This is a genomic window from Okeania sp. SIO1H4 (assembly GCF_010672695.1).
In the GTDB taxonomy this organism is placed as follows: Bacteria; Cyanobacteriota; Cyanobacteriia; order Cyanobacteriales; family Microcoleaceae; genus Okeania; species Okeania hirsuta.
Window position 1 is genome coordinate 1 of sequence record NZ_JAAHGB010000054.1, and the last position, 23,249, is coordinate 23,249.

19 protein-coding genes, 3 pseudogenes and 1 riboswitch are annotated in these 23,249 nt (G+C 37.8%); of the genes and pseudogenes, 6 read left to right on the top strand and 16 right to left on the bottom strand.

Annotated features, from left to right (window positions below):
* Nucleotides 1–353: 353 nt before the first annotated feature.
* Nucleotides 354–1,059 (bottom strand): annotated as a pseudogene (locus F6K06_RS25260) (IS1 family transposase).
* A 38-nt stretch (nt 1,060–1,097) separates the two neighbouring features.
* Nucleotides 1,098–2,384 (bottom strand): carboxyl-terminal processing protease CtpB, encoded by a 1,287-nt coding sequence (gene ctpB / locus F6K06_RS25265; protein ID WP_287243458.1) that lies wholly within the window; start codon nt 2,382–2,384, stop codon nt 1,098–1,100.
* 559 nt (nt 2,385–2,943) lie between these two features.
* On the opposite strand from ctpB, the gene F6K06_RS25270 reads away from it, so the two are divergent.
* From F6K06_RS25270 to F6K06_RS25285, 4 genes are all read left to right on the top strand, one after another.
* Nucleotides 2,944–3,750 carry a hypothetical protein gene (locus F6K06_RS25270; protein WP_192901186.1) on the top strand — a complete coding sequence of 269 codons (807 nt, stop codon included), beginning with the start codon at nt 2,944–2,946 and terminating at the stop codon, nt 3,748–3,750.
* 243 nt (nt 3,751–3,993) lie between these two features.
* Nucleotides 3,994–4,737: a Uma2 family endonuclease gene (locus F6K06_RS25275; RefSeq protein WP_124146859.1), complete on the top strand. Its 744-nt coding sequence runs from the start codon at nt 3,994–3,996 to the stop codon at nt 4,735–4,737.
* A gap of 263 nt (nt 4,738–5,000) precedes the next feature.
* Complete coding sequence (locus F6K06_RS25280; RefSeq protein ID WP_124146860.1) at nt 5,001–5,696, top strand: YdcF family protein; 696 nt, start codon at nt 5,001–5,003, stop codon at nt 5,694–5,696.
* A 38-nt stretch (nt 5,697–5,734) separates the two neighbouring features.
* Nucleotides 5,735–5,872 (top strand): hypothetical protein, encoded by a 138-nt coding sequence (locus F6K06_RS25285; RefSeq protein WP_287279648.1) that lies wholly within the window; start codon nt 5,735–5,737, stop codon nt 5,870–5,872.
* A gap of 244 nt (nt 5,873–6,116) precedes the next feature.
* On the opposite strand, the gene F6K06_RS25290 is transcribed toward F6K06_RS25285, so the two are convergent.
* Nucleotides 6,117–7,595 carry an ATP-dependent DNA helicase RecQ gene (locus tag F6K06_RS25290; protein WP_287243459.1) on the bottom strand — a complete coding sequence of 493 codons (1,479 nt, stop codon included), beginning with the start codon at nt 7,593–7,595 and terminating at the stop codon, nt 6,117–6,119.
* A gap of 658 nt (nt 7,596–8,253) precedes the next feature.
* Between F6K06_RS25290 and F6K06_RS25295 the strand changes: the two genes are divergently transcribed.
* On the top strand, nt 8,254–9,111 hold the full coding sequence (locus tag F6K06_RS25295) for an alpha/beta fold hydrolase (protein WP_124146862.1): 858 nt from the start codon (nt 8,254–8,256) through the stop codon (nt 9,109–9,111).
* Between the two features lie 582 nt (nt 9,112–9,693).
* On the opposite strand, the gene F6K06_RS25300 is transcribed toward F6K06_RS25295, so the two are convergent.
* From F6K06_RS25300 to F6K06_RS25310, 3 genes are all read right to left on the bottom strand, one after another.
* Nucleotides 9,694–10,254 carry a peroxiredoxin gene (locus F6K06_RS25300; protein ID WP_124146863.1) on the bottom strand — a complete coding sequence of 187 codons (561 nt, stop codon included), beginning with the start codon at nt 10,252–10,254 and terminating at the stop codon, nt 9,694–9,696.
* A 720-nt stretch (nt 10,255–10,974) separates the two neighbouring features.
* The gene (locus F6K06_RS25305) at nt 10,975–11,184 is read right to left on the bottom strand and encodes a hypothetical protein (protein ID WP_124146864.1); all 210 of its coding nucleotides are present in this window, start codon (nt 11,182–11,184) and stop codon (nt 10,975–10,977) included.
* Nucleotides 11,185–11,254: 70 nt separating this feature from the next.
* On the bottom strand, nt 11,255–11,950 hold the full coding sequence (locus F6K06_RS25310; RefSeq protein WP_124146865.1) for a hypothetical protein: 696 nt from the start codon (nt 11,948–11,950) through the stop codon (nt 11,255–11,257).
* Nucleotides 11,951–12,596: 646 nt separating this feature from the next.
* Between F6K06_RS25310 and acs the strand changes: the two genes are divergently transcribed.
* A complete protein-coding gene (acs, locus tag F6K06_RS25315) occupies nt 12,597–14,564 on the top strand; it encodes an acetate--CoA ligase (protein ID WP_124146866.1) in 1,968 nt (655 codons plus the stop codon).
* A gap of 687 nt (nt 14,565–15,251) precedes the next feature.
* Here acs and F6K06_RS25320 read toward each other — a convergent pair.
* From F6K06_RS25320 to F6K06_RS25365, 10 genes and pseudogenes are all read right to left on the bottom strand, one after another.
* Complete coding sequence (locus F6K06_RS25320; RefSeq protein ID WP_287243461.1) at nt 15,252–16,466, bottom strand: caspase family protein; 1,215 nt, start codon at nt 16,464–16,466, stop codon at nt 15,252–15,254.
* Nucleotides 16,467–16,537: 71 nt separating this feature from the next.
* Nucleotides 16,538–16,924: a type II toxin-antitoxin system death-on-curing family toxin gene (locus F6K06_RS25325; protein WP_287243462.1), complete on the bottom strand. Its 387-nt coding sequence runs from the start codon at nt 16,922–16,924 to the stop codon at nt 16,538–16,540.
* Nucleotides 16,924–17,163, bottom strand: a complete 240-nt coding sequence (locus tag F6K06_RS25330) for a hypothetical protein (protein ID WP_124146869.1) — start codon at nt 17,161–17,163, stop codon at nt 16,924–16,926. Before F6K06_RS25330 ends, F6K06_RS25325 begins: the two co-directional genes overlap by 1 nt.
* Nucleotides 17,164–17,209: 46 nt before the next feature.
* Entirely contained in the window at nt 17,210–17,392 is a 183-nt protein-coding gene (locus F6K06_RS25335) for a hypothetical protein (protein WP_124146870.1), read from the bottom strand.
* Nucleotides 17,385–18,329, bottom strand: a pseudogene (locus F6K06_RS25340) (CHAT domain-containing protein). Before F6K06_RS25340 ends, F6K06_RS25335 begins: the two are co-directional and overlap by 8 nt.
* Nucleotides 18,330–18,412: 83 nt before the next feature.
* Complete coding sequence (locus tag F6K06_RS25345) at nt 18,413–19,027, bottom strand: tetratricopeptide repeat protein (RefSeq protein ID WP_240039139.1); 615 nt, start codon at nt 19,025–19,027, stop codon at nt 18,413–18,415.
* A gap of 369 nt (nt 19,028–19,396) precedes the next feature.
* Entirely contained in the window at nt 19,397–19,639 is a 243-nt protein-coding gene (locus F6K06_RS25350; protein ID WP_338043241.1) for an element excision factor XisI family protein, read from the bottom strand.
* A pseudogene (locus F6K06_RS25355) lies at nt 19,558–19,728 on the bottom strand (element excision factor XisH family protein); the annotation flags it as partial. The gene F6K06_RS25350 and the pseudogene F6K06_RS25355, both read right to left, overlap by 82 nt.
* A 226-nt stretch (nt 19,729–19,954) precedes the next feature.
* Nucleotides 19,955–21,061, bottom strand: a complete 1,107-nt coding sequence (locus tag F6K06_RS25360) for an RNA-guided endonuclease TnpB family protein (protein WP_124146872.1) — start codon at nt 21,059–21,061, stop codon at nt 19,955–19,957.
* 1,199 nt (nt 21,062–22,260) lie between these two features.
* Nucleotides 22,261–22,467, bottom strand: a complete 207-nt coding sequence (locus F6K06_RS25365) for a hypothetical protein (RefSeq protein WP_124146873.1) — start codon at nt 22,465–22,467, stop codon at nt 22,261–22,263.
* A gap of 264 nt (nt 22,468–22,731) precedes the next feature.
* Nucleotides 22,732–22,915, bottom strand: a riboswitch (cyclic di-AMP (ydaO/yuaA leader).
* Nucleotides 22,916–23,249 lie beyond the last annotated feature (334 nt).

The window sequence follows — 23,249 nt, forward strand, 5'->3', positions numbered from 1 at the left end:
AGTGCGCAGTTTTTTGTCAACTTCAACTGGTTCTTTCTGGATTTTTTTCTCCTTGTTTTTCAAATCCGATACAGATGCGTAGTTGAAAGTCAACTATTAACCATCTCTGTTGAATCCCCCCGTAGGTTTTTGAGAGTTCTTGATAGCTATATCCTTAATTGATTGATGCTCTTGACAGGAGTTTAATTCCTCCTGTGTTTTCCGCTGCTAACAGAACTTCCTAGTTCACCAGGAATACTCATTTCACATACTTTTTTATGTTCTATCAATTAATTTGTTAGCTAAAATTCTGATGATGATTTATGTATTCTTTTGTAATACAATTGAAGTTTAAAATGTAGTATAGCAATGATCTAAGTGAGTAAACTAGCATTATAGTGATCAACAAAATACCAAATTGCACCAATATGATTGTCGAGAGATTTTGAGAATGATCAAGTTTTACTTACTCAGCTGGAAACTCTTTGACGTCAAGTATGATTGAATCGTTCAATATAACTTGTATCACCAGTTTCTTGGCCAACCCCACGGTGACGCTTACTGGGTAATACTTGTGAGTAAGCTGGCCCAAAATCGGTGTCACAAATAGCCCATTGACGGTAAACTGGAGCAAGTGAGTGCCACAATTGCTTTGCTGATTGGCTAGTGCGATCACCAATATATACTCCCATAATTTCTCCTGTTCTGGCCTCAATCGCAAGCCAAATCCATTGTTTTTTTGCTTTTGACCCTACATCTGACCACATTTGATCCATCTGGACAATTAATCGACCTGGTTTTTTTTAGTCACCTCAACTTGTTTGGGAACCTGGTAGTATTTCTGATTGACATAGTATTGAAGCCAAGGTGACGAAACTCCAGTTACGCGAGCGATGGCAGCCAGCGACATCCTTTCCAGTAGAAGTTGATTGATGAATTCACCTGTTGAGTGATTAATGGGTTGTCGGGTTGGCTTTCAACAAATTGTCGCCCACAATTGTTGCATTTGAATCTTTGTTTCCCGTAGTGAGTATGTCCATTTTTGACAAATTTTTGGGAGTTACATTGAGGGCAAGGCATATTTCAATCTGGATGCAACAAAGCCGATTATATCATTACTATGCACCACTACCCAATATTTTATTTTTCAATAGATTTACCGCTCTAAAATAATAAGGGTCTGATATTGTAGCGAGCACGCCTGGTTGCCGATATAAGCGCCGTTTTTGAGAATCTGTCAAATTTATACTTACGTCAGGAGTAACACCTTTTTTACTAATATCAGTTCCTTTAGGAGTGTAATAGTGAGCAATAGTTACTGCTAAACCCGAACCATCTGATAAAGAATGCACCGACTGTACTAAAGCTTTACCAAAAGTTTGATCTCCCATAATAACAGCACGACCATTATCTTTAAGTGCCCCTGCTAGAATTTCACTAGCACTAGCTGAGTCACCATCTACCAAAACGACTATTGGTTTATCAGTTAAAGCTGAACGGTTTGCCCGCAATTCTTGCTTTTCTCCATTACGGTTAACTGTGCTAACAATAGCACCTTGATCCATTAACATCCGAGCAATATCTATACTAATGCGCAATAAACCGCCTGGGTTGCCCCGCAAATCTAAAACATAACCATCAGCATTTTGATTATCCAGATTTTCGATCGCTTTCTGCATTTGTTCTCCAGCGTGGGCACTAAATTCTTGTAAATGAATATAGCCAATACGTTTATTCCCTTCACGCTTAAGCTCGTAACGAACTGCTTGTAATTCTATTCTCGCCCTGGTTAAAGTTACATCAAATTCTGTTTCTCCAGAACGCATGACTTGCAGTACAACATCTGTACCCACATCACCTCGAATTAGTTTTGCTGCTGCTGATACACTCAAACTAGCAGTAGGTTTGCCGTCAATTTCCAGGATTTGATCTCCTGGTAATAAACCTGCTTTCATAGCTGGAGAATTTTCTACAACGTTCACTACCGTAATTACTTTGGTCAGCTCATCCTCCTTTAGCTGCATTCCCACTCCAGACATTTCCCCTGATGTTTGATTAGTCAAAGTTTTGAACTGCTGCGGGTCTAGAAAACGAGTATATGGGTCATTAAGTTGATCTAATGCTTGACGTAATGCTTCATAAGCTTGTTCGCTAGAAGTATAGTTTTTCTCTAACAAAGTTTGCCTAGTCGCTTGCCAATCTGTCTGATTAAAACTACCATCAACATAGTCTCGATTGACAATTTGCCATGCTTCATCCAGAACTGCTTTCGGGCTATTTTCTAAATTTGCCTCAGCAGGCTTACTCAGGGTAGGAGCCAATAAAGATAAAGCTGTGGTTGTAGCGATCGCTCCACTGTACAAAATGGCTTGAAGGATGGAGTTGCGTTTTGAGGCTGAGTTCATTGAATTTTTTTAGTAGTTGGACATTTATTGATATTGACATTCCCACTAATTTATGATATATGGGATAGTATTTTTTTGAAAGAAGTCTAATATACTACAATATTAGCTGAATATATTTATTATTGTATCTATAGTGACAAGGGAATTTATTGTCTAGTCAAATTTTACCGTTACGACTATTGTCTCTAACTCTATATTTGAGAAGAGTTAAGTAATTAAAATAAATTAACTGATAATCCTCTTACCGAAAAATTGTGGTTTAAAGCTTCCCCTTTTAAGGGGATAATAAAGAAAAATTTTCATGATTAGTCAATCCTATCTGTTTTAAAGGAGAGGTAACTATTAATTATTAATTGTTGAAAGTACTTTTTAGGATGAATAAGTACAGTTTAACTTGAAGTAAAGAAGGAAGAGGGAAAAAAGATGATTAATTTTCCTGCTTTTTTATTCCTATTCTATGTTGCTAAAAGCCGGATCGACTTGTAACTAAATTAAGTCGAAAACTACTGTAATTTTTGATCTCTCGCTCGTTAGTTTTCTTTACATAAAAATTTAAGACATGATGGAAACAAAAGCCAAAACCTCAAATTGGCTAGGTTCATTCGTAAATCTAGCCGTTTTCATAACAGCTTTAGGAAGTATAATAACTTTACAAGTATTCTGGCCTTCAGAAAATTCTCCCTTAAAAGAGAAAATCGTTTTAGATTTGGCAGAAGCAGTAGAAGCTGAAGAAAAAGAAGCTCTACAGCTAAAATTATTGAAGGCATCTCCAACTTTTGGATTTGATAATTTGATTGCAGATTGGGTGTTTCTCCAATTTTTGCAATATTTCGGGGACGACACTGCCAGAAATCAAACAGGTTATTCTCTTAGTGAAGATTACTTTGATATCATCACCCGCTTAGATCCAAGATGGGTTGATACATATCTATTTGTGTCTAACTCTTTATCTATATATGAAGGTAAACCAGAAGTCGCGGTAGAATATATGACTCGTGGTACCGATGTACTTTCTTCAGAAATAGATCCGAAAGCTTGGCAAGTATGGAGATGGAAAGGTATAGATCAATTACTGTTAGTAGGTGATATTCCTGGAGCAATTGATTCTCATGAAATGGCAGCTGAATGGGCTGAAAATACATCATATCAAAGCTTAACATCTCTGTTTAGACAAACAGCAGAATTTCTGAAGCGAGACCCCGATAGTAAATTAATCAAGTTTAATGCTTGGTTGTGGGTATACGGTCAAACAAGAGACCAAAGAGTACGCGATCGCGCTCAACAAGAAATTCTCAAGCTTGGAGGGAAAGTAGAAATCGATCAAAATGGAGAAATGCGTTTTGTCTTACCAGAATCTTCTGAATAACTGTGGTGATTAATAGACATAGGTGCGAAAATAATGTAGGGAGTTCCCTAAGAATTTCACTATTGTATTGTAAGAGAAAGTTTTTCAATCAGATTCCATGAGGACTTAAAATTATATGAAATATAAAAAATTGTGCAAATATTCGAATCTCTCCATCTCCCCATCTATTTTTAAATAGAACCCATTTGGGATCTATAATAATGCAAATACAGTCCACCCTTAGCCATAAGATAGACACTAAAAATGGTTCTACAAATAAAATCCACTAAACCAGAACCAACAGTAACTTGGAAAGCACTACCAGCAGACTTTACCTTACCAGACGACCCAGTGGAAAATATTCAACAACCTATTCTTGCTGCTGCTCTGACTGATGCTTTGGGAGCTGCATTGCTCATTCAACCTCAAATGCTCATTGGTTCAAATTTCGGATTAGTAGCCACTGTCAACAAAAAAATAGTTGTCAAGGCTCCCGATTGGTTTTATGTCCCCCAAGTACAACCAGTGCCAGAGGGGGTAATTCGCCGTAGTTACACTCCCCATCTAGAAGGCGCTCCTGTAGCTGTAGTGATGGAGTTCCTCTCAGAAACAGAATGTGGGGAACTATCAGTGCGTTCGACTCCACCATACGGCAAACTTTACTTTTATGAACATATCCTCAAAGTACCAACCTATGTAACTTATGACCCCTACGAAGGGAGTTTAGAGGTGCGCAGTTTGCAGGATGGAAAGTATTGCTTCGAGTCAGCTAATGAGAATGGACATTTTTGGATACCGGAATTAGACTTGTTCTTGGGAATTTGGCCAGGGGAAAGACTAGGGCAAAATATTAGCTGGCTTAGATGGTGGGATAAGTCCGAAAATTTGTTGTTGTGGAGTAGCGAACAAGCCGAACAGGAAAAGCAACGGGCCGAACAGGAAAAGCAACGGGCCGAAAAATTAGCTGCTAAATTACGCGATTTGGGTGTCGATCCAGATTCGCTCTGATATAGGAAATTATATCTGATTCATCAATAGTTATAGCGTTATGGGACGGAAGTGAGGGAATGGGGAAGTGGGGGAAGTGGGAGAGTAGGGGAATAGGGAGCATTTTTCTACCTTTTTTCCCTATTCTATTTCTGAATTTCCTGACTTCTATGCCAAAAGCACATACCATCTACAAGGATATCAAATGGGTTCTATAAAAAATAGGAAACAGGAGGAGCAGTGGGCAGATTAGAGGTAAGCTCAAATAACCCGCTATAATTTCTATGACAGGAAATCCAAACATTCGTGGCAATCAGAAAATCAGGAAAATATTGCTGTTTTTGCTTTTTTCTATACTTTCTAGTCTATTAGTGTGGTTGGTGGGAAGTACTATTTCACTCCAGTCTGCAGCAAAATCTCCTGTGGATACTTATTTAGTTTTAGGTGGGAGTATTAAACGGGAAATTTATATTGCTCAAGTGGCTAAACAATATCCTCAGACCCCAATATTAATTTCTGCTGGATCTAAAGACCCTTGTCTTGTGGGATTATTTCAACGGGAAAATGCTCCTGTAGAGAAGGTTTGGTTAGAACATTGCGCTAAATCTACTTTTGGTAACTTCTATTTTACTTTGCCAATTCTCAAGAAATGGGGAGTGGAGCATATTAAACTGGTAACATCTCCTACTCATTTACCCAGAGCTAAATGGTTAGCACAGATTATTTTGGGTGCTAATGGAATATGGGTAGAAACTGATATTGTTGAGGAAATAGGGGTGCCTGGTAATAGAGAATCTCATCTCAAGACTGGTTTAGATGTAATTCGTAGTTTATTTTGGGCTGTGGGAAGTAAGATAATAGAACCAAAATGTGCTGATGTGCTAAAATTGACACAGGTAAATATGGCACAATGGTGCAAGGATGGTTTTCGCTGCGAGCATCAAGCAAAATTGAAGTCTGAGTCAATTTGTAGGAAATAGCTTTACATCATGTTCGTTTGAATACTTATAAATAACGATTGAGGAGTCAGGAGTCAGGAGTCAGGAGTCAGGAGGGAAGAAGAAGGAAGAAGAAGGAAAAATCTTGTGCTTTACCTAATAATAATAGGACTTACGCAGATACGCTATATATAGCAGTCGAAACTATTGTCCAATAGTTAATTGAATCTATACATAGTGCCTTTGCGTAAGTCCTGAATAATTAAGATTTAAGGTTTCAGCCTTATTAGGTTGAAAAAAAGTGCCAGCTTTTCGGTCAGTAAAGCTGAAAAAACTAGCATTTTGTGCAAGAGTTGGGGAGAACAATCTTGGGACAAAACTTAGCTCCTACCTCCTCGCTCCCAAGCCATGTCTCCTGTCTCCTGTCTCCTACTAAAAGACTTTTTCAGCAAACCCTAATTATCAATTGTTGAATATTTTTCCTCTTCCTTTTCTAATACAGTTATCGCAGTGACCGCAACGCATATTCTGAGCTTCCTTAGAAAAGCCAAATGCTTGTAGTAAAAACTGCCATCGACATTTGCTAGTGGTGAAATATCTATTTGTTTCCTGAATACCGGAATTGTAATCTAAGGATGCTGTTTTGCCAGTAGCAGATTTATTCATAATATAGTTAAAGGGATCGCGCCATCTCAGTTTTCCAGAAGAGTGCAAGATAGAGAGGGCGATCGCTGCATCAGGAAATTCATCTGTTACAGTATCAATATTTCCTGTAGTTGGCAGTTGTTTGATTAATTTTTGGGCTGTTTGATGTTGCGATCGCAACTTATCCACTAGAAATTTTTGTCTTTGCTTATCCTCTGGGTCTAACCAACCAGTAGGTTCGCTGACTAATGTTAAAGCTTCGGCAGGTTTCCCATCTCTACCTCCTCTACCGACTTCTTGAATATATTCAGACAAAAGTGATGGTGCTTGAAAATGTATTACCCACCGCACATCTGGTTTATTTATTCCCATACCAAAGGCAGATGTACAGACCACAAAATTTATTTCTCCACCTATCCAAGCTTTCTCTATATTTCGTCTTTCTTCTGCACTTAAACCTGCGTGATCAGCTATAGTTTTATAATTTTTTTGTCGTAATATTTCTGCTAAGTTTTCACTGTCTTTTCTGGTTCTAACGTAAATTAAACCTGCCTGTTTTTCTCTGGTTTTGATAAACTTAAATAACTGTTGACGGCGACTTCTAGGAGTACAAATTTTTTGAATTTTTAAATATAAGTTATTTCGGTAGGGGCTAAGTAAAAATGCTTGTGGGTTTTGCAGTTGTAAAGTTTTTTTGATAATATTTTGGGCTTGGGGGTCGGCAGTGGCGGTAAAGGCGGCAATAGCAATTTTAGTACTTGGAGCTTTAGATTTAATTAGTGCTGAACGTACTGCTCCTAAACGACGATAAGCAGGACGAAAAGTTTCTCCCCACTGTACTAGACAATGAGCTTCATCTAATATTAAACCGTTGATTTTTATCTGGGGTTGGCAGAGCAAATTCCAAACTTTTTGATTAAATAATGTTTCTGGGGAAAGATAAAGTAATCTTAGTTTTTTTTGTTGTAATGCTTGAAGGGTTTTTTGTTTTTGGGAATTGGGAATTTGACTATGGAGAAGAGAGGCAGGAAGTGAGCGATCGCGCAATTCTTGAACTTGATTTTCCATCAGGGCAACTAAGGGGGATATTACTAAAGTTAAGCCTGTTTTTAGTAGAGCTGGTAGTTGAAAACAGATTGATTTTCCTCCTCCAGTTGGCATGATTATTAAGGCGTCTTTTCCTTTTAATAAGCAACTAATTATTTCTCCTTGTGGTGGTCGAAAATTATCATATCCCCAGATTTGGCGGAAGGCTTCGATGATGTTATTCCAAGAGGTTTGTTCGGAACTATTCATGGTTTAATATTGTTTTTTTCTGATGTTTGAAGTTGTAGGGTAAATAAATATTAATTTCTTTGTTCTAGGGTTTTTATGTTGAATAAAACATCATGTGTAGGGGTGAGTTCCACCCACTAGCATTATACTATCAAAATTTGTTTGGGGATGCAAGCTCATTTTTGATTCCCCGCCGACTTTTTTTGGTGCTCAATAAAATGATTATTTTTGATTAAAATAATATGGGTCGCGCAACCCCGCCTTGATCGGCGAAATATTTTTGGAGCTTTTCTCAAATCCCCGTTACAAAAATAACTTCTGTAGGGGGGGAACGGCCGTTCCCCCCCCTACTGACTTCTGAGTTCTGACTTCGTTAACCCTGGGGTGGTTTTTCTGGAGATTGGCGATCGCCTAGCTGTCAATTTATGTTGAATAAAACATCATGCGTAGGGGCGAAACCGACCCACCAACACTATACTATCAAGTTTGATTTGAGGATGCAAGCTCTTTTTTTGATTCGGCTTTCTGGTGCTTCATAAAATGAAAAATTATGTTGTAGGTGATGGTTGACTCTACTCCGTTTGTTTAAAGTGTAATTACTAAGTAAGATTGAGATTGCTTCGGAAGATAAAATAAAAAGCCAAAGCTAGCTACAGTAACTTGAGAAACACTTTTAATTATGGTTTATACTCGCAAAACTTTAAATTTACCTGATATTCAACTTTCTTACTTGGAGTGGCAGTCAGAGGAAAGTCAAGAGAAAAAACAGCCACTTTTGCTATTACATGGTTTGGCAGATGTGGCTTTAGTTTGGTCAAGTTTAGGAGAGTATTTAGCGGATAAATATCATATTGTTGCGCCAGATATGCGCGGTCATGGAGAAAGTGGAAAACCAGAAAGTGGGTATACTTTTGAGAAAACAATTACTGATTTAGAAGCGCTCATGGAGCATTTAAACTGGTCTGATGCTCATATTTTAGGTCATTCTTGGACAGGAAAATTAGCTTGTATTTGGGCAAGACAAAATTCAGAAATATTTAAAAGTATGATTTTGATAGACCCAATTTTTATTGGCAAAATGCCAGGATTAATTAAAGTTACTTTTCCTATTCTTTATCGGACTTTAGAAACCCTCAAAGGCATGGGTCCATTTGATAGTTTTGCTGAGGCAGAAGCTCAGGCAAAGAAGTTAGGAAAATATGCAGGTTGGAGCGAATTTCAACAGATGGTTTTTCAGGAAAGTATGGAGGAAAAAGCTGATGGTAAGTGGGGAAGTAAATTTGTGATTCCGGCGCGGGATGAAATATTTGAAGAGGTGATGCAGGTGTCTGGTTTAACAGAATATATTGATGTGCCTACCTTATTTATTCAACCGGAAAAAGGTGTAAATAGAAGTGAGTTGCAAATTAAGCCTTATCGGAAATATTTAAGGAATTTAAAAATGGAAAAAGTTCCGGGAAATCATTGGGCATTTTTGGTAGATCCAGAAAAATTTAATCAGACAATTGGGCATTTTTTAGAGTTTTTTGAAATCTGAAAAAATCAGCAGTAAATTGAGGTAGCATAGTGTCTAATATTATGTTTGTAGTTTGGCTTTAGCCCTAAGACAAGTATTTAAAGGGATAGAACAAAACTATAGAGAGAAATTTTATTATATAGCTATAAGCATTTCCTACGGAATGCTACACAAACAGCTATCAGCTAGAGTCAAAACTTTTAACTGTAATGTTTTGAAGTTTCTTAGCTGTCCTCATCTTAATGCGTAGTGCTATAATACCATCTTCGGACGTGTCAGTTATAAATAAAATTTAAGAACTGACAGTACCGAAGAAATACTGAAATTGTTTTTACTTTTCTACCTTCCTTTTTTCTTCCCTCCTGACTTCTGAGTCCTGAGTCCTGACTCCTCACTAAGTTATTTATAAGTATTCAACCGTTAGCGTAGCTCCCCCGGAGGGGGAACATGATATAACTCATTATCCAAAAATAATATAACTAGGGTGAAAATCTATAATCAAATATTCTATCTTTCTTAAATATTAAATTCGTTTTGGGCATAAATAATGAGCTTTTAAAATATGTAATTGCTATGACTGTTAAGCTGATTATTGACTAACTATTACACGAGATTATTTCGTAACCAATCAATTACATCATCAGGATTTCTATCAGGCGGGAATACTGGATAGAAAACTTTGAGAATTTTTCCTGCTTGTGCAATTAATGTAACTCTTTTGAGTAGTTGCTTTCCTTCTATTTCAAATATTGGCAATTTTAACGCTTGGGAAAAGTTTAAATCACTATTACTCAGAAGTTCAAAAGGTAAATGAAGTCGCTTCGCTGCTTCTATCTGATATTCAATTTTTTGTGTGCTGAGGCCAAATACTTGCACTTTGAACTCTGTTATTTCTTGGTGGTGGTCTCGAAAAGCGCATGATTGAGGGGTACATCCTCTTGCTCCAGGAATTTTGTCCCATTGTTCGGGTAGTAGAATACCTGGTTTACCAGTCATGGGATAACAGTAAATAACGACGTAACCTGAAATTTTAGATAAATCTACATATCTGTTATGGGTTGAAGGTAAAGTAAGTGATGGCAAAAACAAACCTTGTAGGTGATTACAAGTTCCATCATCTACTGGGATAGGAAGATTTGCAGGTAATTCTGTAAAATTGCTCATAAAAATCTCCATTTTAGGCGTGACATTTTTTACATACAGCAGTAGCTATAGCTGTTAGAATGGTCTAAGGAATGGTTAGGACATACTAAAAGCTTAAAAATCAAACGACAGCAAATTTTTCGGCGTTGCTGAGTGGTAATGATTTTGAGATTAACTTTGGGTGCAAAACATCAGTTTTTCAATTTTACCTTTAGCTAATAGACATCTCCAAGAATCAAAAATCAATATCTATATCCCAAAGAAATTATCAATTCTTTACCCCTACAGCAAAGCTGCCTACTCCCTACTGCCTATGGGTGGAGTAGATGTCTAATTATCATTACATTTAAGCAACGTCAATTTTTCTTTCTTCCTTCTGCTATAGAACATATCAAAAGCCTAATACTGAGAGTGTTGGATAATTTTAATATCATGTCCGGATAAGAGGGTGATAAAAAACTTTCTCTTTCTCCTCCTCTTTCTTCTTTTTTATTTCCTCCTGAGTCCTGACTTCTGAGTCCTGACTCCTCCGTCGTTTATTTATAACTGTTCAAGCGGACATAATATAACTTCTGCTTTTTAGCCAAGTATCTCTTGAGTTTTCCGAGCGATCGCTCTTCATCTCCATCACAAAATATCAAGGCGATCGCTCATACCATCCTAAACTTTTAGTTCAGTCATTGTTACTGTTTCTCCAATTATTTTTGACTTTTGTCTTTTAACCTTTGACTTGTTGTAAACTTATGAATTGATTGGTAACTTTTCACTTAATTCCTCTTCATTTTCACCCCATTTTTCCAGCCAATCTCCATCAATATTTTCCACGTATAAATTGACATGATTTATTCCCCAAGTTAGTCGGTCTTCTTGTAATTTTTGAGCCTCTTGGAGAGCGTGCCAAACTTTTTCTAAACGTTCTTTATTTGACAGAGTTTTGCTAATTGTTACCATGTATCCTGCCTAGTGTTAAAATGTGTAGTTTGATGTGCAAGTTGAAATATAATAGGAATTGAGCAAATTCCTATCTAAAACAAAATTTAATATATTTAGCCTCCGTTAAATGTTTGCTGTTATGCAGAACAAGATTTACTAATTGAATAACTGAGCGATCCTGTCCGGGATTATAACTAACAAAAATACCCCTTCTAATTTTCCATTGCTGTAGTGTATCTTTCCATTCCTTATACTTATGATTACATAATTCTCCGGACATAGTAGTAAGTTGAACACAGAGAGGCTTACCTGTGCTACTACTCACAATTACATCTGTTGCCATAGACAAGTCTGCTATATAACGATGAACAACACACCCGTCACGACTTTTAATCTGACGAGAGACAGATTTTAGTAGTTCAGCATCTTCTTGATTAAATTCCCCCGATCTTAACTTTTGTTTCCATATATAAAATTTATGATCATTTTCATTAAACCATTTTGGAAAAAGATTTTCATACCAGTAAGATACTGGTGATGGAAGATGTTTTAAAAATAGTTGCCTTTCTTCATTTGTTAAGGATTGCAATTTCAACCAAAATTCTCCATCCTTGATTAATTCTAACAAAAATCCTACTAAGACTCCTTTCTGCATTAGCAACCCTGGCCTAATATCCTTAATCCAGCGTGTTACTTCATCTAACCTCTGGGCTAACGCAGGTTCAGTTGACCAGGCAAGATTGCTAAGTTGTTTTAGCTTAGGCTCGATTTCTCTTGCTTGCAATCATCCTCCTACATTAAGACCCATCTTAGAATCTGTAAAAAAGTTTTTTTATATCACTATAAATATTGTAGCGCTTGATTAACAGTATAAAGGGTTAACTATTAGGATATTATCGCCCCTTCGGGCTAAGGAGTCAGTCCTCAGGAGTCAGGAGCCAGAATTAATCAGAATGTTTTTTGAATTTTCTTGATCAGGCCCTTGCTGATTTTGGGTTAAATACCCCATCTTCTACCAGTTGACAGAAATAGGTTGAGATTCTCACTCCCATCCCAATTTCTCTCCTGACTTATGGCTCCTGTATTATCATTTCCCTTATGGGTTTAATACCCCACCGTCAACGGGGGTGCTCAAAATTGTTTGGGGTTAGAGTCCCCATGCAATTTTCCCTTCTGCCTTCTGCCTTCTGCCTTCTGCCTTCTTCAAAACTTCTTCTTCAAAACTACTCAAAATATTTCTACAAATATTGAGATTAAAATACTTTCATCTATTGACTAATTTCTTTCTAAATGGTATTGATTCTTGAACACAAGACAGATGGGTATTACCCTCTACAAATCTTAAAGCTAGCTTAAAAAAAATAAAGATTCTGATGTTCATTCTAGGTTAACAATAATTATTAGAAGTAACTATAAAATACAAAAAACAAATGTCAGAATCAACTATCGAATCAATCCTAGAAGAAAAACGTCTTTTCCAACCACCGGAACAATTTGCCCAAGCAGCCCATATTAAAAGCATAGAGGAATACAAACAACTCTACGAAAAAGCTAGAAATGACCCAGAAGGATTTTGGGCAGAACTAGCCGAAACAGAATTAGACTGGTTCCAAAAATGGGACAAAGTTCTCGACTGGCAACCACCTTTTGCTAAATGGTTTGTTAATGGCAAAATTAACATTTCCTATAACTGCCTTGACCGTCATCTTAACACCTGGCGACGAAACAAAGCAGCCCTAATATGGGAAGGAGAACCCGGAGACTCTCGCACCCTTACCTACGCCCAACTGCATCGGGAGGTTTGCCAGATGGCCAACGTTTTCAAGCAATTGGGAGTGAAAAAAGGCGATCGCGTGGGTATTTATATGCCGATGATTCCTGAAGCCGCAATCGCTATGTTGGCCTGTGCAAGAATAGGCGCTCCCCACACTGTTGTTTTTGGTGGATTCAGTGCTGATGCCTTAAAAAACCGCCTCGTCGATGCTGAGGCTAAATTAGTCGTCACTGCTGATGGAGGTTGGCGTAAAGATGCTATTGTTCCTCTCAAAGAACAAGTAGACAAAGCATTAATAGCAGGTGCCCCCACTGTGGAAAATGTCTTAGTTGTCAAACGCACTGCCCAAGAAATTCACATGGAGTCTGGGCGAGACCATTGGTGGCATGAACTCCAAAAAGGTTCTTCTGGCGAATGTGCAGCGGAACCGATGGATAGTGAAGATATGCTATTTATTCTGTACACAAGTGGCACAACAGGTAAACCCAAAGGAGTCGTACACACTACAGGCGGTTATAATCTTTACACCCACGTTACCAATAAATGGGCATTTGACCTCCAAGACACGGATGTATATTGGTGTACTGCTGATGTAGGTTGGATTACAGGTCACAGTTATATTGTCTATGGCCCCCTTTCCAACGGTGCCACTAGCCTCATGTATGAAGGCGCACCTAGAGCGTCTAATCCTGGTTGTCTCTGGGATGTAGTAGAAAAATATGGTGTTACCATCTTCTACACTGCTCCTACTGCTATCCGGGCATTAATGAAAATGGGAGAAGAACATCCCAACTCCAGAAATCTAACTTCTCTACGTTTGTTGGGAACAGTAGGAGAACCGATTAACCCAGAAGCTTGGATGTGGTACCATCGTGTCATTGGTGACAGTAAGTGTCCAATAGTTGATACTTGGTGGCAAACTGAAACAGGTGGATTTATGCTGACTCCTCTACCCGGTGCAACTCCGACTAAACCAGGTTCGGCGACTTTGCCTTTTCCTGGCATTATTGCTGATATTGTTAACCAGGAAGGAGATCCAGTGGATGGTAGCAGTGGTGGTTATTTGGTGATTAAGCATCCTTGGCCTTCCATGATGCGCACTGTGTATGGTGATAATGATCGCTTCCGTCGTACTTATTGGGAGTATCTGAGTCCGAAGAATGGTGAGTATCTTTATTTTGCTGGTGATGGTGCTCGCAAAGACGAGGATGGTTATTTTTGGGTGATGGGTCGTGTTGATGATGTGATTAATGTGGCAGGTCATCGTCTGGGTACTATGGAGGTAGAGTCGGCATTGGTGTCTCACTCTGCTGTGGCGGAAGCTGCAGTTGTTGGTAAACCTGATGAGGTTAAGGGTGAGGATATTGTGGCTTTTGTGACTTTAGAAGGCGATCGCGAAGCAAGTGAGACTTTGGAGAAGGAATTGAAGCAGCACGTTGTCCAGGAGATTGGAGCGATCGCTCGTCCTGGTGAGATTCGCTTTACTGAGGATTTGCCTAAAACTCGTTCTGGTAAGATTATGCGAAGGTTGTTACGGTCTCTGGCGGCAGGTCAGGAAATTGCTGGGGATACTTCAACGTTACAGGACAAGAGTGTATTAGATAAGTTACGGGGTGGAGCGTAGGGAAGTCAGAAGTCAGAAGTTAGAAGTTAGAAGTGAGTGTGTAATTCTGAGGTCTCCTGCGGCGCTTTTCTGGTGCGGAAATGTTTCCGCACACATTGCCTCCAGAATGTATAGCGTTGTGCGCAGGCAACAGCTCCGGAAGGGGGAATAAATTGCCGATAATATAAGACTTTTAGCTATTTTGCCCATCCTGCAATTTGTAAATATACCAGCGCTCATTGCTATAATATCATGTCCGGATAATTAGTGATAAGAAAACTCTCTCCTTCAACTCCAGTTCTTCTTCTTCCTTCTTCTTTCTTCCCTCCTGACTCGCCCCTCCACCGGAGGGGGAGGGGAAGGGGCGAGGGGTGGGTTGGGAGGGGTTAGGGGTGGGTTGACTCCTGAGGACTCCGTAGTTATTTATTTATCACTGTTCAACTGGACATGATATAAGACACACTCAAGACAGTCAGAAATTATATCATGTCTGGATAATTAGATATCTCCAGAAAAGAGGGAGTAAAGAGGGAGTAGGGAGTAGGGAGTAGGGAACCCACCCCTAACCCCTCCCGGGAGGGGAATAATTGATAATTTATGTGCGATAATTGATTTGATTTTTTATTATTGGAGATGTCTATTAGTGATCAAAAAAACTTTCTCTTTCTTCTTCTTTCTTGCCTTCTGACTCCTGAGTCCTGACTCCTTTTAAATTTGTAATAGAGAACCAGGCTTAACAATACCTTTAACTGTTGCAGTTCCCAATAAACCATCACGAGATTCAAAAATTAATTTAGCAGCGGATTTTTCTTTTGAATTTACAACATTAAATACAGCACCTGTTGTTAATTCAGCAATTTTTTTTATATCTAATCCTCCTAACCAAATTTGAGCTAGATCGCCCTTAATTTCTGTGACTACTGCATTAGCAACAGGACTGGAATTTTCAGTCAAATATATAACTTTACTATCTAATTTAGTACCTGTCTTAACTTCATAAAGTGAATTCTGTTTTAACCTATCTGGAATTTGTCGATTGACATAAGCGATCGCCTCTTTTGGTGTAGCTGTTTCTTGCCATAAATATTGTGTGAATAAATAACTAAAAATTCCAGCATGAAAATCAAGAATTTTCACATCTTTAGCAGTTTGAAAAGGTTTAGCAGAAGCAAAAACTACTCCTTTTGCTACACCACTTTGATAACCTTTCACAAATTCATCTTCAGACATATCGAGCCGAGATAACCATTTTTCTTGATAAGCCTTTTCTTGGGATACAACTTCTATTTTTTCCCCTCCTGCACGAGAACGAACAGTAAAATCTCTAGTCGTCATTCCCGAAAAACAACTATCAAGAATTCCGGTAAAATTATCTGTCTTTAAAGCTGAAGTAAGTAGAAACAAAGTATGCCCCATAATATCATTAACAGTACCACCAACATTAGGATATCCTTGAGGCAGAGAACTATCTACTGGAACTAATGTACCACTTAAACCACTACCATCCATCAAAGAAGTTTTGACAATAGGATTAGGATCTTTGACGTGGGAACCATGACCGGAATAATGAAAAACTGCTACATCTCCTGGTTTTGCTTGTTTAATTAGGTGTTCTTCAAATGCTTCTAAAATACCTTGGCGAGTTGCTTTTTCATCAGTAACAATATAGATATCTTTTGGATTAAAACCAAAGCGGTGAATTAATAGATGACGTTGCATTTCTGTATCATATACACAACCTCTTAAAGGGGCTTTTTTATATTTATTAATTCCTACTAATAGAGCAAGTTTGCGTGGGGTACTTTCAGCTAATACTTTGCCATAATTTTCGACTTGGGAGAGAAATTTTAATTGACTTATACCAAGGGTGGCAAGTATTGAACTAGCAAATTGGAAAAAATGACGGCGAGAGATGAGAGGCATTTTGAATTATTCCTTATTTCTCGGTTTTGCTAAAATTTTAAACTAATTTAAACTAAATATTATTTCAATGTTTAAATCTCTATAGAATTTGCTGCTAACCACTTCCCTAGAGATTCTTGATTTTCTTCTCCACTTGCTAGTTGTTCCATCATTTTTACAACTTCTGATTCGGGAACTTCTAGCAAATAATTATTTAGCCCTAAAAAAGTATACATAACCATAAAAGCTGTTCTTTTATTCCCATCAATAAATGGATGATTTTTCTCTAGACTATAACCGTAAGCTGCTGCAAGTTCAAATAAGTTTGGTTGACCATAAGTAAACAAATGTCGAGGTCTAGCTAAACTAGCAGAAAGTAAATTTTCATCTCTAATTCCTGGACTTCCTCCATGTTGAATAATTTGGTCTGCATGAATAGCTTTAGCAATAATTTCATCTATCCAAATAGGTTCTTTCATTATGCTAATTCTCGCAACGCATTTTTATATTTTTCACTTCCTTTTTTATAAATAGCCATAGCTTTTTCAAAATTAGCTTTGTTAGTTTGATTAGCTTGTATTTCTTGAGTTTCAGAATCTTCTGGCATAAGAATAATAACTCGCACATTTGTAGGAGTATTTATTTCTAGAGGATGTTCTAAAATTAGATTGCCATTTTTATCAATTTTGCCGTTAATTTCTATTGCTTTCATTGACATTAGCTAAATTATTTAGTGATTATTATAAATATTCTAACATCAAAATTTAAAAGTAGGTTGGGTTAAGCGATCGCGCAACCCAACAGATACCTATTTTTGTTAGGTGTTGTTGTTTATTCAAGCAATTTTTTGGGTTTCCTCCGTCAACCCAACCTACATCTTTTAACTTCTGACTTCTGTACGTCGCCAATCCGACGGCTCCCCTATTAAACTTCTGACTTCTACTCATTCCACTCACCCTGCACAACAAATGCTGCCCAGTAATAGGGTGCTTTCCAATTATCTGAACTCAACATTTCTAATTGAGTTTCTCTCATTGACTCCACAGGATTTTTACCTGTTTCTAATATTTTCTGATAATAATTTTCCATTAATTCAGCAGTCGAATTATCTGCCACACTCCATAAACTTACTACTACTCGTTTAGCTCCCGCATACATAAATCCTCTGGTTAAACTGACTAATCCTTCCCCTCTTATTTCTTCCCCAACTCCCGTTTCACAAGCACTTAATACCACTAATTCCGCTGGCATTTCTAAATTAAATATATCGTTTAATTGTAAAAATCCTGGTTTTCCTTTGCCAGTTTTATCATACAAAGAAAGCACTAATCCTGATAATTCTGGTTGAGTTTCATTTAATAATCTGTGGGTAGCTAAATGTACTATTTGATATTAGGATAAGTTGGGATTTATTGCGCTTTCTCGATTGGCATCGAAGTCTAAAGATAGTTGTTCTAAATTATCAGGAACTAATGCTAATATTGCTTCTGCTTCTTGACGGGTTCCTTCTAAGCGAGAGAATGATAAACCGAGAAAATCTTCTAGAGAACGGGTTAATGCCATTGCGGTTAAATTATTAGTTTCGGTTTCTTTTTTTGTTTGAGAAGCTGTTTGAAACCGGGGGTCATTATCTGCAAATACTGGGTCAGCAAAAACGGCTACTTTTTTCGGTGCAGGGGTTCTGCCTTTGACTTGTTCTCTGAGAATATCAATGCTTGAAGCTGAAGGTAAGGTGACAATTTCATGGTTGACAATTAGGGGTTGATAGTTGGTTTGATTGAGATTTTGTGGCAGTGGTAAAGCTGCAAAAGGAATGGTCTGTAATATTCCATCTCCTACTATTAGTAGTCGTTTATTTTCTAATTTATTTGCTACAGGCGACAATAATATTTCACTTAATTTAGTTCCAGTTTCTGGTACTGGGGAAAGAGAGGTTATTTCTTCTCTAAATTGTTTAGCTAATTCTTCTATTTCCGTTCTTGGAGGTAATTCATAACTGCGCTATTGTAGACACCGCCAATATTATGGAGAGTGGCAGCTTCCCCTCCTTTATCCCCTACTTGCTCATATAGAGGTAAAGCTTGATTGTAGAAAGTGAGTGCTTTTTGTTTTTCTCCTAAGCTATTGTAGACACCGCCAATATTATGGAGAGTGGCAGCTTCCCCTCCTTTATCCCCTACTTGCTCATATAGAGGTAAAGCTTGATTGTAGAAAGTGAGTGCTTTTTGTTTTTCTCCTAAGCTATGATAGACAAAACCGATGCAAAGGAGTGTGCTTGCTTCTCTTTTCAGGTTGCCCGTTTTCCTAAATAGTAATAGTGCCTCTTCCCATTTAGCGATCGCTCCCCTCAAAGATTCTGCTGTACCTTGCTTAAATAGTTCATGTCCCTGCTTAAATAATTTTTCTGCCTCTGCATTGGGGTCTGTCTGAGCAATAACTTCTCCCCCATTGACAATATTGGGCAACATTAATACAGGCAAACTGACATTAAATAACATCAGACTATTCACACTGAGAATAGACAACCACCTCTTGGGAGAAACCATAGATTTAACCCTTGCCTCACAACTAGAAATTTTCAATACTATTATATTTCTAGTTTCAAGGAAGATATGCAATTTCAGTTATCAGTCATCAGTTATCAGTTATCAGCTCCCATAAATGTCCTACGAGAAACTGAGTTTGCGTAAACTCAATATTGAACTCTGGATTAAGTCGCTTATTTTATGGCACAATAGTGAAGGAACCAAATTGACGAAAATGGCGATCAAAACTAAATGCTTGAGTTATATCATGTCCGGTTAAACAGTGATAAATAAATAACTACGGAGTCCTCAGGAGTCAACCCACCCCTCGCCCCTCCCCTCCTGGGAGGGGAAAGACCGAGTCAGGAGGGAAGAAAGAAGAAGGAAGAAGAAGAACTGGAGTTGAAGGAGAGAGTTTTCTTATCACTAATTATCCGGACATGATATAATATAGATAATATTTTCTCTAACTCGCTTACCTCTGTTCCATCCCACTTGCATCAGAGCATAGCGATCGCTCTGTTCATCAAAAACAGTATCCAATCTAATATTTCCATGAGAAGGACGTAATTTAGCATATTTCCTAATTACTTGTTTGACGATTTCTCTATAGGTCTTTGGGGTATCAATTGTAAAACCTCGACTTTTTCTAAATCTACAACCAACAATTTCTTATGCAAATTATTAATTACTAATTTGCCGATAGATTCACTAAATATATTATTATAAGTAAAGCTACTAATAGCTAGATAAATTTCCCTTTCATTAACTGTTGAAGTTTCTCATATTGTGGTTCATAAAAAAATCTGTGGTCAGAAAAAATTTGTTAATTGTTGTTCTAACTCATCTAACCCTTAACCAGGAGAAATTCCTAAAGCTTGTTTCTGCTCCATAAAACTGATACAAAGCGTCACATAACGTAACAACTTGATGTTTACTTCCTGCTTCTACTGAGGCCGTCGGCGGTTACTCATCCACAGGCATTCATGCGCAGGCATTCACGGTCGAGCCGACCGCATTTCTTAAATTTATACTGGCGTTTAAATCTCTATCTATTGACAACCCACAATCTGGGCAATCATAAGTTCTCAGATGCAAGGGCATATCTTGGACATGACCACAGTTGGAACAAGTTTTTGATGATGGGAAAAACCTGTCAACTACTACTAGCTCAGAACCGTACCATTCACACTTGTACCCAAGCTGTCTCCTAAACTCATAAAATCCTTGGTCGGCTATTGATTTCGCCAGCCTATGGTTAGCTAACATACCCCTGACATTCAAATCTTCTATGACTACACTGCCGTGGTTTTTGGCTAAGTATGTTGTCAGTTTATGAAGTGCGTCTTGACGGATGTTTGCTACTTTTCTATGCGATCTGGCTATCTTCTGTTGTGCTTTTTTCCAGTTGGCAGAGCCTACTTCTTTATGACGATTTAGGTATTGCAGCCTAGACAACTTAGCTTCAAATTTCTGATATGCTCTCACACTCTCAAATACTTTCCCATCACTTAATGTAGCTAAGGTTTTCACACCTAAATCTACACCTACTACATCAATTTTTTGGGATGTAGTGTGAAAATTAAATTCATAGCTACAGCTTAGATACCAATCACCTGCTTGTCTACTAATGGTGATTTTTTTGGTTGTTGCTTCAATGGGTTCGTAAGTTTTGACAATACCAATAAAAGGTAATTTGTGACTCCATCCATTTAATTCTATTGGTTTTCCGCAATTATCTATTGTGAAAGAGTCAGACCTACCTTTTCTCTTAAATCTTGGATATTTACCCAACCCTTGAAAAAACCTCTTAAATGCTTCACCTAAGTTTATGTTTGCGCAGCATTCCGTAGGAAAAGCATATTGATAGACCCGGGAGGACAAGTTTTTCATCCAAGGATAAAGAGGTTTTGTGTGATTGGTAAAAACTTCTCTAATTATACGAACATTGGGTTTATAACCATTTTTATAAGCGGCATTCCACAAGCTTAAACCCCAGTTATAACACCATCTGGTATAACCTGCGTGTTGAGCCAACAGGGTTTTCTGCTTGTTATTTAGTTTGAGCTTTGTACGAATTGACTTGTACATATTTCTAGCCCTTTTTTAAACTGTATTTTTTCACGTCTGTAAAGAACTATCAAGTTATACTACGTTATAACGTAAATTGTCAACTAGGTCAAAACTCTCCCAAAATTGCCCGATAAGTTTTTAGTTCATTAGGGTATGTTAATTGGGTTATTGCAAAAACTTATAGTGTTTCTCTGTTGCTTGTTGCCTGTCCCCTAAAATTCAAAACTTTTGTATCTCACCAAATTTGAGAACTACTGAGAACTACTATCTATAGCAGTCGAAGCACGCGGTCATGGACATATCAAAAGCTTAAAACTCAGACAACGCCAGATTTTTCCTTCTCTCCTAGATAACTAAAACCTTCTTTCTTTTTCTTTCTTTCTTCTTCCTTCTGCTATACTTTGTCATAGATTGTTCTAATTTATCAATCCCATAGATTTTTCGGCGTTGGTAAAGCGCGTGTATGATATTCATCTTAATTCTTTAGGACTCAACCTACCCCTAACCCAACCCACCCGCGCGCCCCTCCCAGGAGGGTAACTCAGTCGGACTGAGTCAGGAGGGTAGAAAGAACCAGAAACCCCGAGTAGAAGGAGAAAGTTTTTTGGTGGCGTAAAGGTAACGGAGTTCTATCGCGCTCTTATCGGGACATTATATCATACCTCTTTTCACCAATGCCAATATAAGGAGTTGGTAAATGAAGGTATGATTTATATTTGGGGTAGCGCTCTGTAATATCATGTTCGGACGGGTCAGTTATAATAAAATTTAAGGACTCCGGGTATCGACAGTACCAAACAAATACTTAAATTATCAATACCCCCAATACCAATATTTGTTCTTTTTCTCCAATATTTCCTCCTGACTCCTGAGGACTCACAACAGTCATTTATAAGTATTCAACCGTTAGCGTAGCTCCCCCGGAGGGGGAACATGATATAACCTATCCCGGTTAATCATTGGGGGATTGCCCCTACAATTTTCATCTTGTATAGCAATGAGCGTTGGTATATTTACAAATTGCAGGAGGGGCTAAATAGCTAAAAGTCTATATTATCGGCAATTTATTCCTCCAGAATAGCTGTTGCCTGTTGACTGTTGCCTGCGCACAGCGCTATAATTTATCAACACCGATTTTTCAAATGACAAGTACTACCTTGCAATGATAAAATCATGTAAGGTAGTACCTATTAAATATAATGTTGCAATAATATGTGTTAAACAGATGCGTAAGCTTGTTCTAGTTGAGAACCAACTTGCGGAATAGACAGAGCATTTACATTCTGAGTTTTACCAGAACACTGCCAGAAAGCTTGAGCTACTCCTAAGTATCCTCTGGAAACTTTAGAAACGTTTATAGCTGTGCTGATAACTGTTGGCAAACAAGGACTGGGTATGAAGGTTGTTAAAAAGGTATTAACCATAGAACACAACACTATAGTCCAAAAGAATCCTAATGCCGGTAATAAAACTAATTCAGGCGTGACGAAGCGACAGATGCGCTTCCATACAGCTTGTTGAGGTATTACAATAACTACGGCAAGCGTCGCAAAAAAGGGAATATTCAGTTTTTCTAACATTATTTTAGATCGTCAGAGTCAGGTTTATCGGGCGCAACAAATCAGACCTATACAAACCAAGGATACTGAATTGACAATCTGTCTAAATTTTCATAGAAAGTTGGCTCTTCATTCTCCTCTCAATGCCTACGAAGTTAGCTGACGGGCTAGGGCTGAGAGATTCCCTTCTCTGTATCTTTGTTTTTCTACATTCAAAGACTTCTAATCAGAGATAAGCCCCCTGTATTTGGTTCCTCCGCTCCAGCTACACTCTTACTGTGTCTTTACTTGCCGGATTAGGCTGACTGTCTTTTGCTTTTGATATTATATTAACTTTTTTCTATCAGCTTTGTCAACACTTTTTTACAGATTTTTTTTTTAAATTGTATCAAAATTTTCAGCCTGAAATTTGAGAATATGGTTAGTAAAGTATTGAACTTTGGTTATACTGTTGCTCCCACAAGGTTAAGGTACACCTAATATGTTCCTAATACTTAGTACAGTTTTCCGGAAAATTTTAAATTTAGTGATTTGCAACATAAGTCACTAAGCCCATTGTTAGTTGTCACATACTAATAGTGATTAAAATCACTATTAGTATGTGATCACACTTACTATATTAATGTTGCATAAGTATGTAACAATGA

Coding starts and splice junctions, on each gene's coding strand:
- F6K06_RS25330 (WP_124146869.1), bottom strand. CDS start 17,163: ATGTCAATGAAAGCAATAGAAATTAACGGCAAAATTGATAAAAATGGC.
- F6K06_RS25335 (WP_124146870.1), bottom strand. CDS start 17,392: ATGAGTAGAAGTCAGAAGTTTAATAGGGGAGCCGTCGGATTGGCGACG.
- F6K06_RS25275 (WP_124146859.1), top strand. CDS start 3,994: ATGGTTCTACAAATAAAATCCACTAAACCAGAACCAACAGTAACTTGG.
- F6K06_RS25290 (WP_287243459.1), bottom strand. CDS start 7,595: ATGAATAGTTCCGAACAAACCTCTTGGAATAACATCATCGAAGCCTTC.
- F6K06_RS25305 (WP_124146864.1), bottom strand. CDS start 11,184: ATGGTAACAATTAGCAAAACTCTGTCAAATAAAGAACGTTTAGAAAAA.
- F6K06_RS25300 (WP_124146863.1), bottom strand. CDS start 10,254: ATGAGCAATTTTACAGAATTACCTGCAAATCTTCCTATCCCAGTAGAT.
- F6K06_RS25365 (WP_124146873.1), bottom strand. CDS start 22,467: ATGGTTAATACCTTTTTAACAACCTTCATACCCAGTCCTTGTTTGCCA.
- F6K06_RS25325 (WP_287243462.1), bottom strand. CDS start 16,924: ATGAAAGAACCTATTTGGATAGATGAAATTATTGCTAAAGCTATTCAT.
- F6K06_RS25270 (WP_192901186.1), top strand. CDS start 2,944: ATGATGGAAACAAAAGCCAAAACCTCAAATTGGCTAGGTTCATTCGTA.
- acs (WP_124146866.1), top strand. CDS start 12,597: ATGTCAGAATCAACTATCGAATCAATCCTAGAAGAAAAACGTCTTTTC.
- F6K06_RS25360 (WP_124146872.1), bottom strand. CDS start 21,061: ATGTACAAGTCAATTCGTACAAAGCTCAAACTAAATAACAAGCAGAAA.
- F6K06_RS25280 (WP_124146860.1), top strand. CDS start 5,001: ATGACAGGAAATCCAAACATTCGTGGCAATCAGAAAATCAGGAAAATA.
- F6K06_RS25320 (WP_287243461.1), bottom strand. CDS start 16,466: ATGCCTCTCATCTCTCGCCGTCATTTTTTCCAATTTGCTAGTTCAATA.
- F6K06_RS25295 (WP_124146862.1), top strand. CDS start 8,254: ATGGTTTATACTCGCAAAACTTTAAATTTACCTGATATTCAACTTTCT.
- ctpB (WP_287243458.1), bottom strand. CDS start 2,384: ATGAACTCAGCCTCAAAACGCAACTCCATCCTTCAAGCCATTTTGTAC.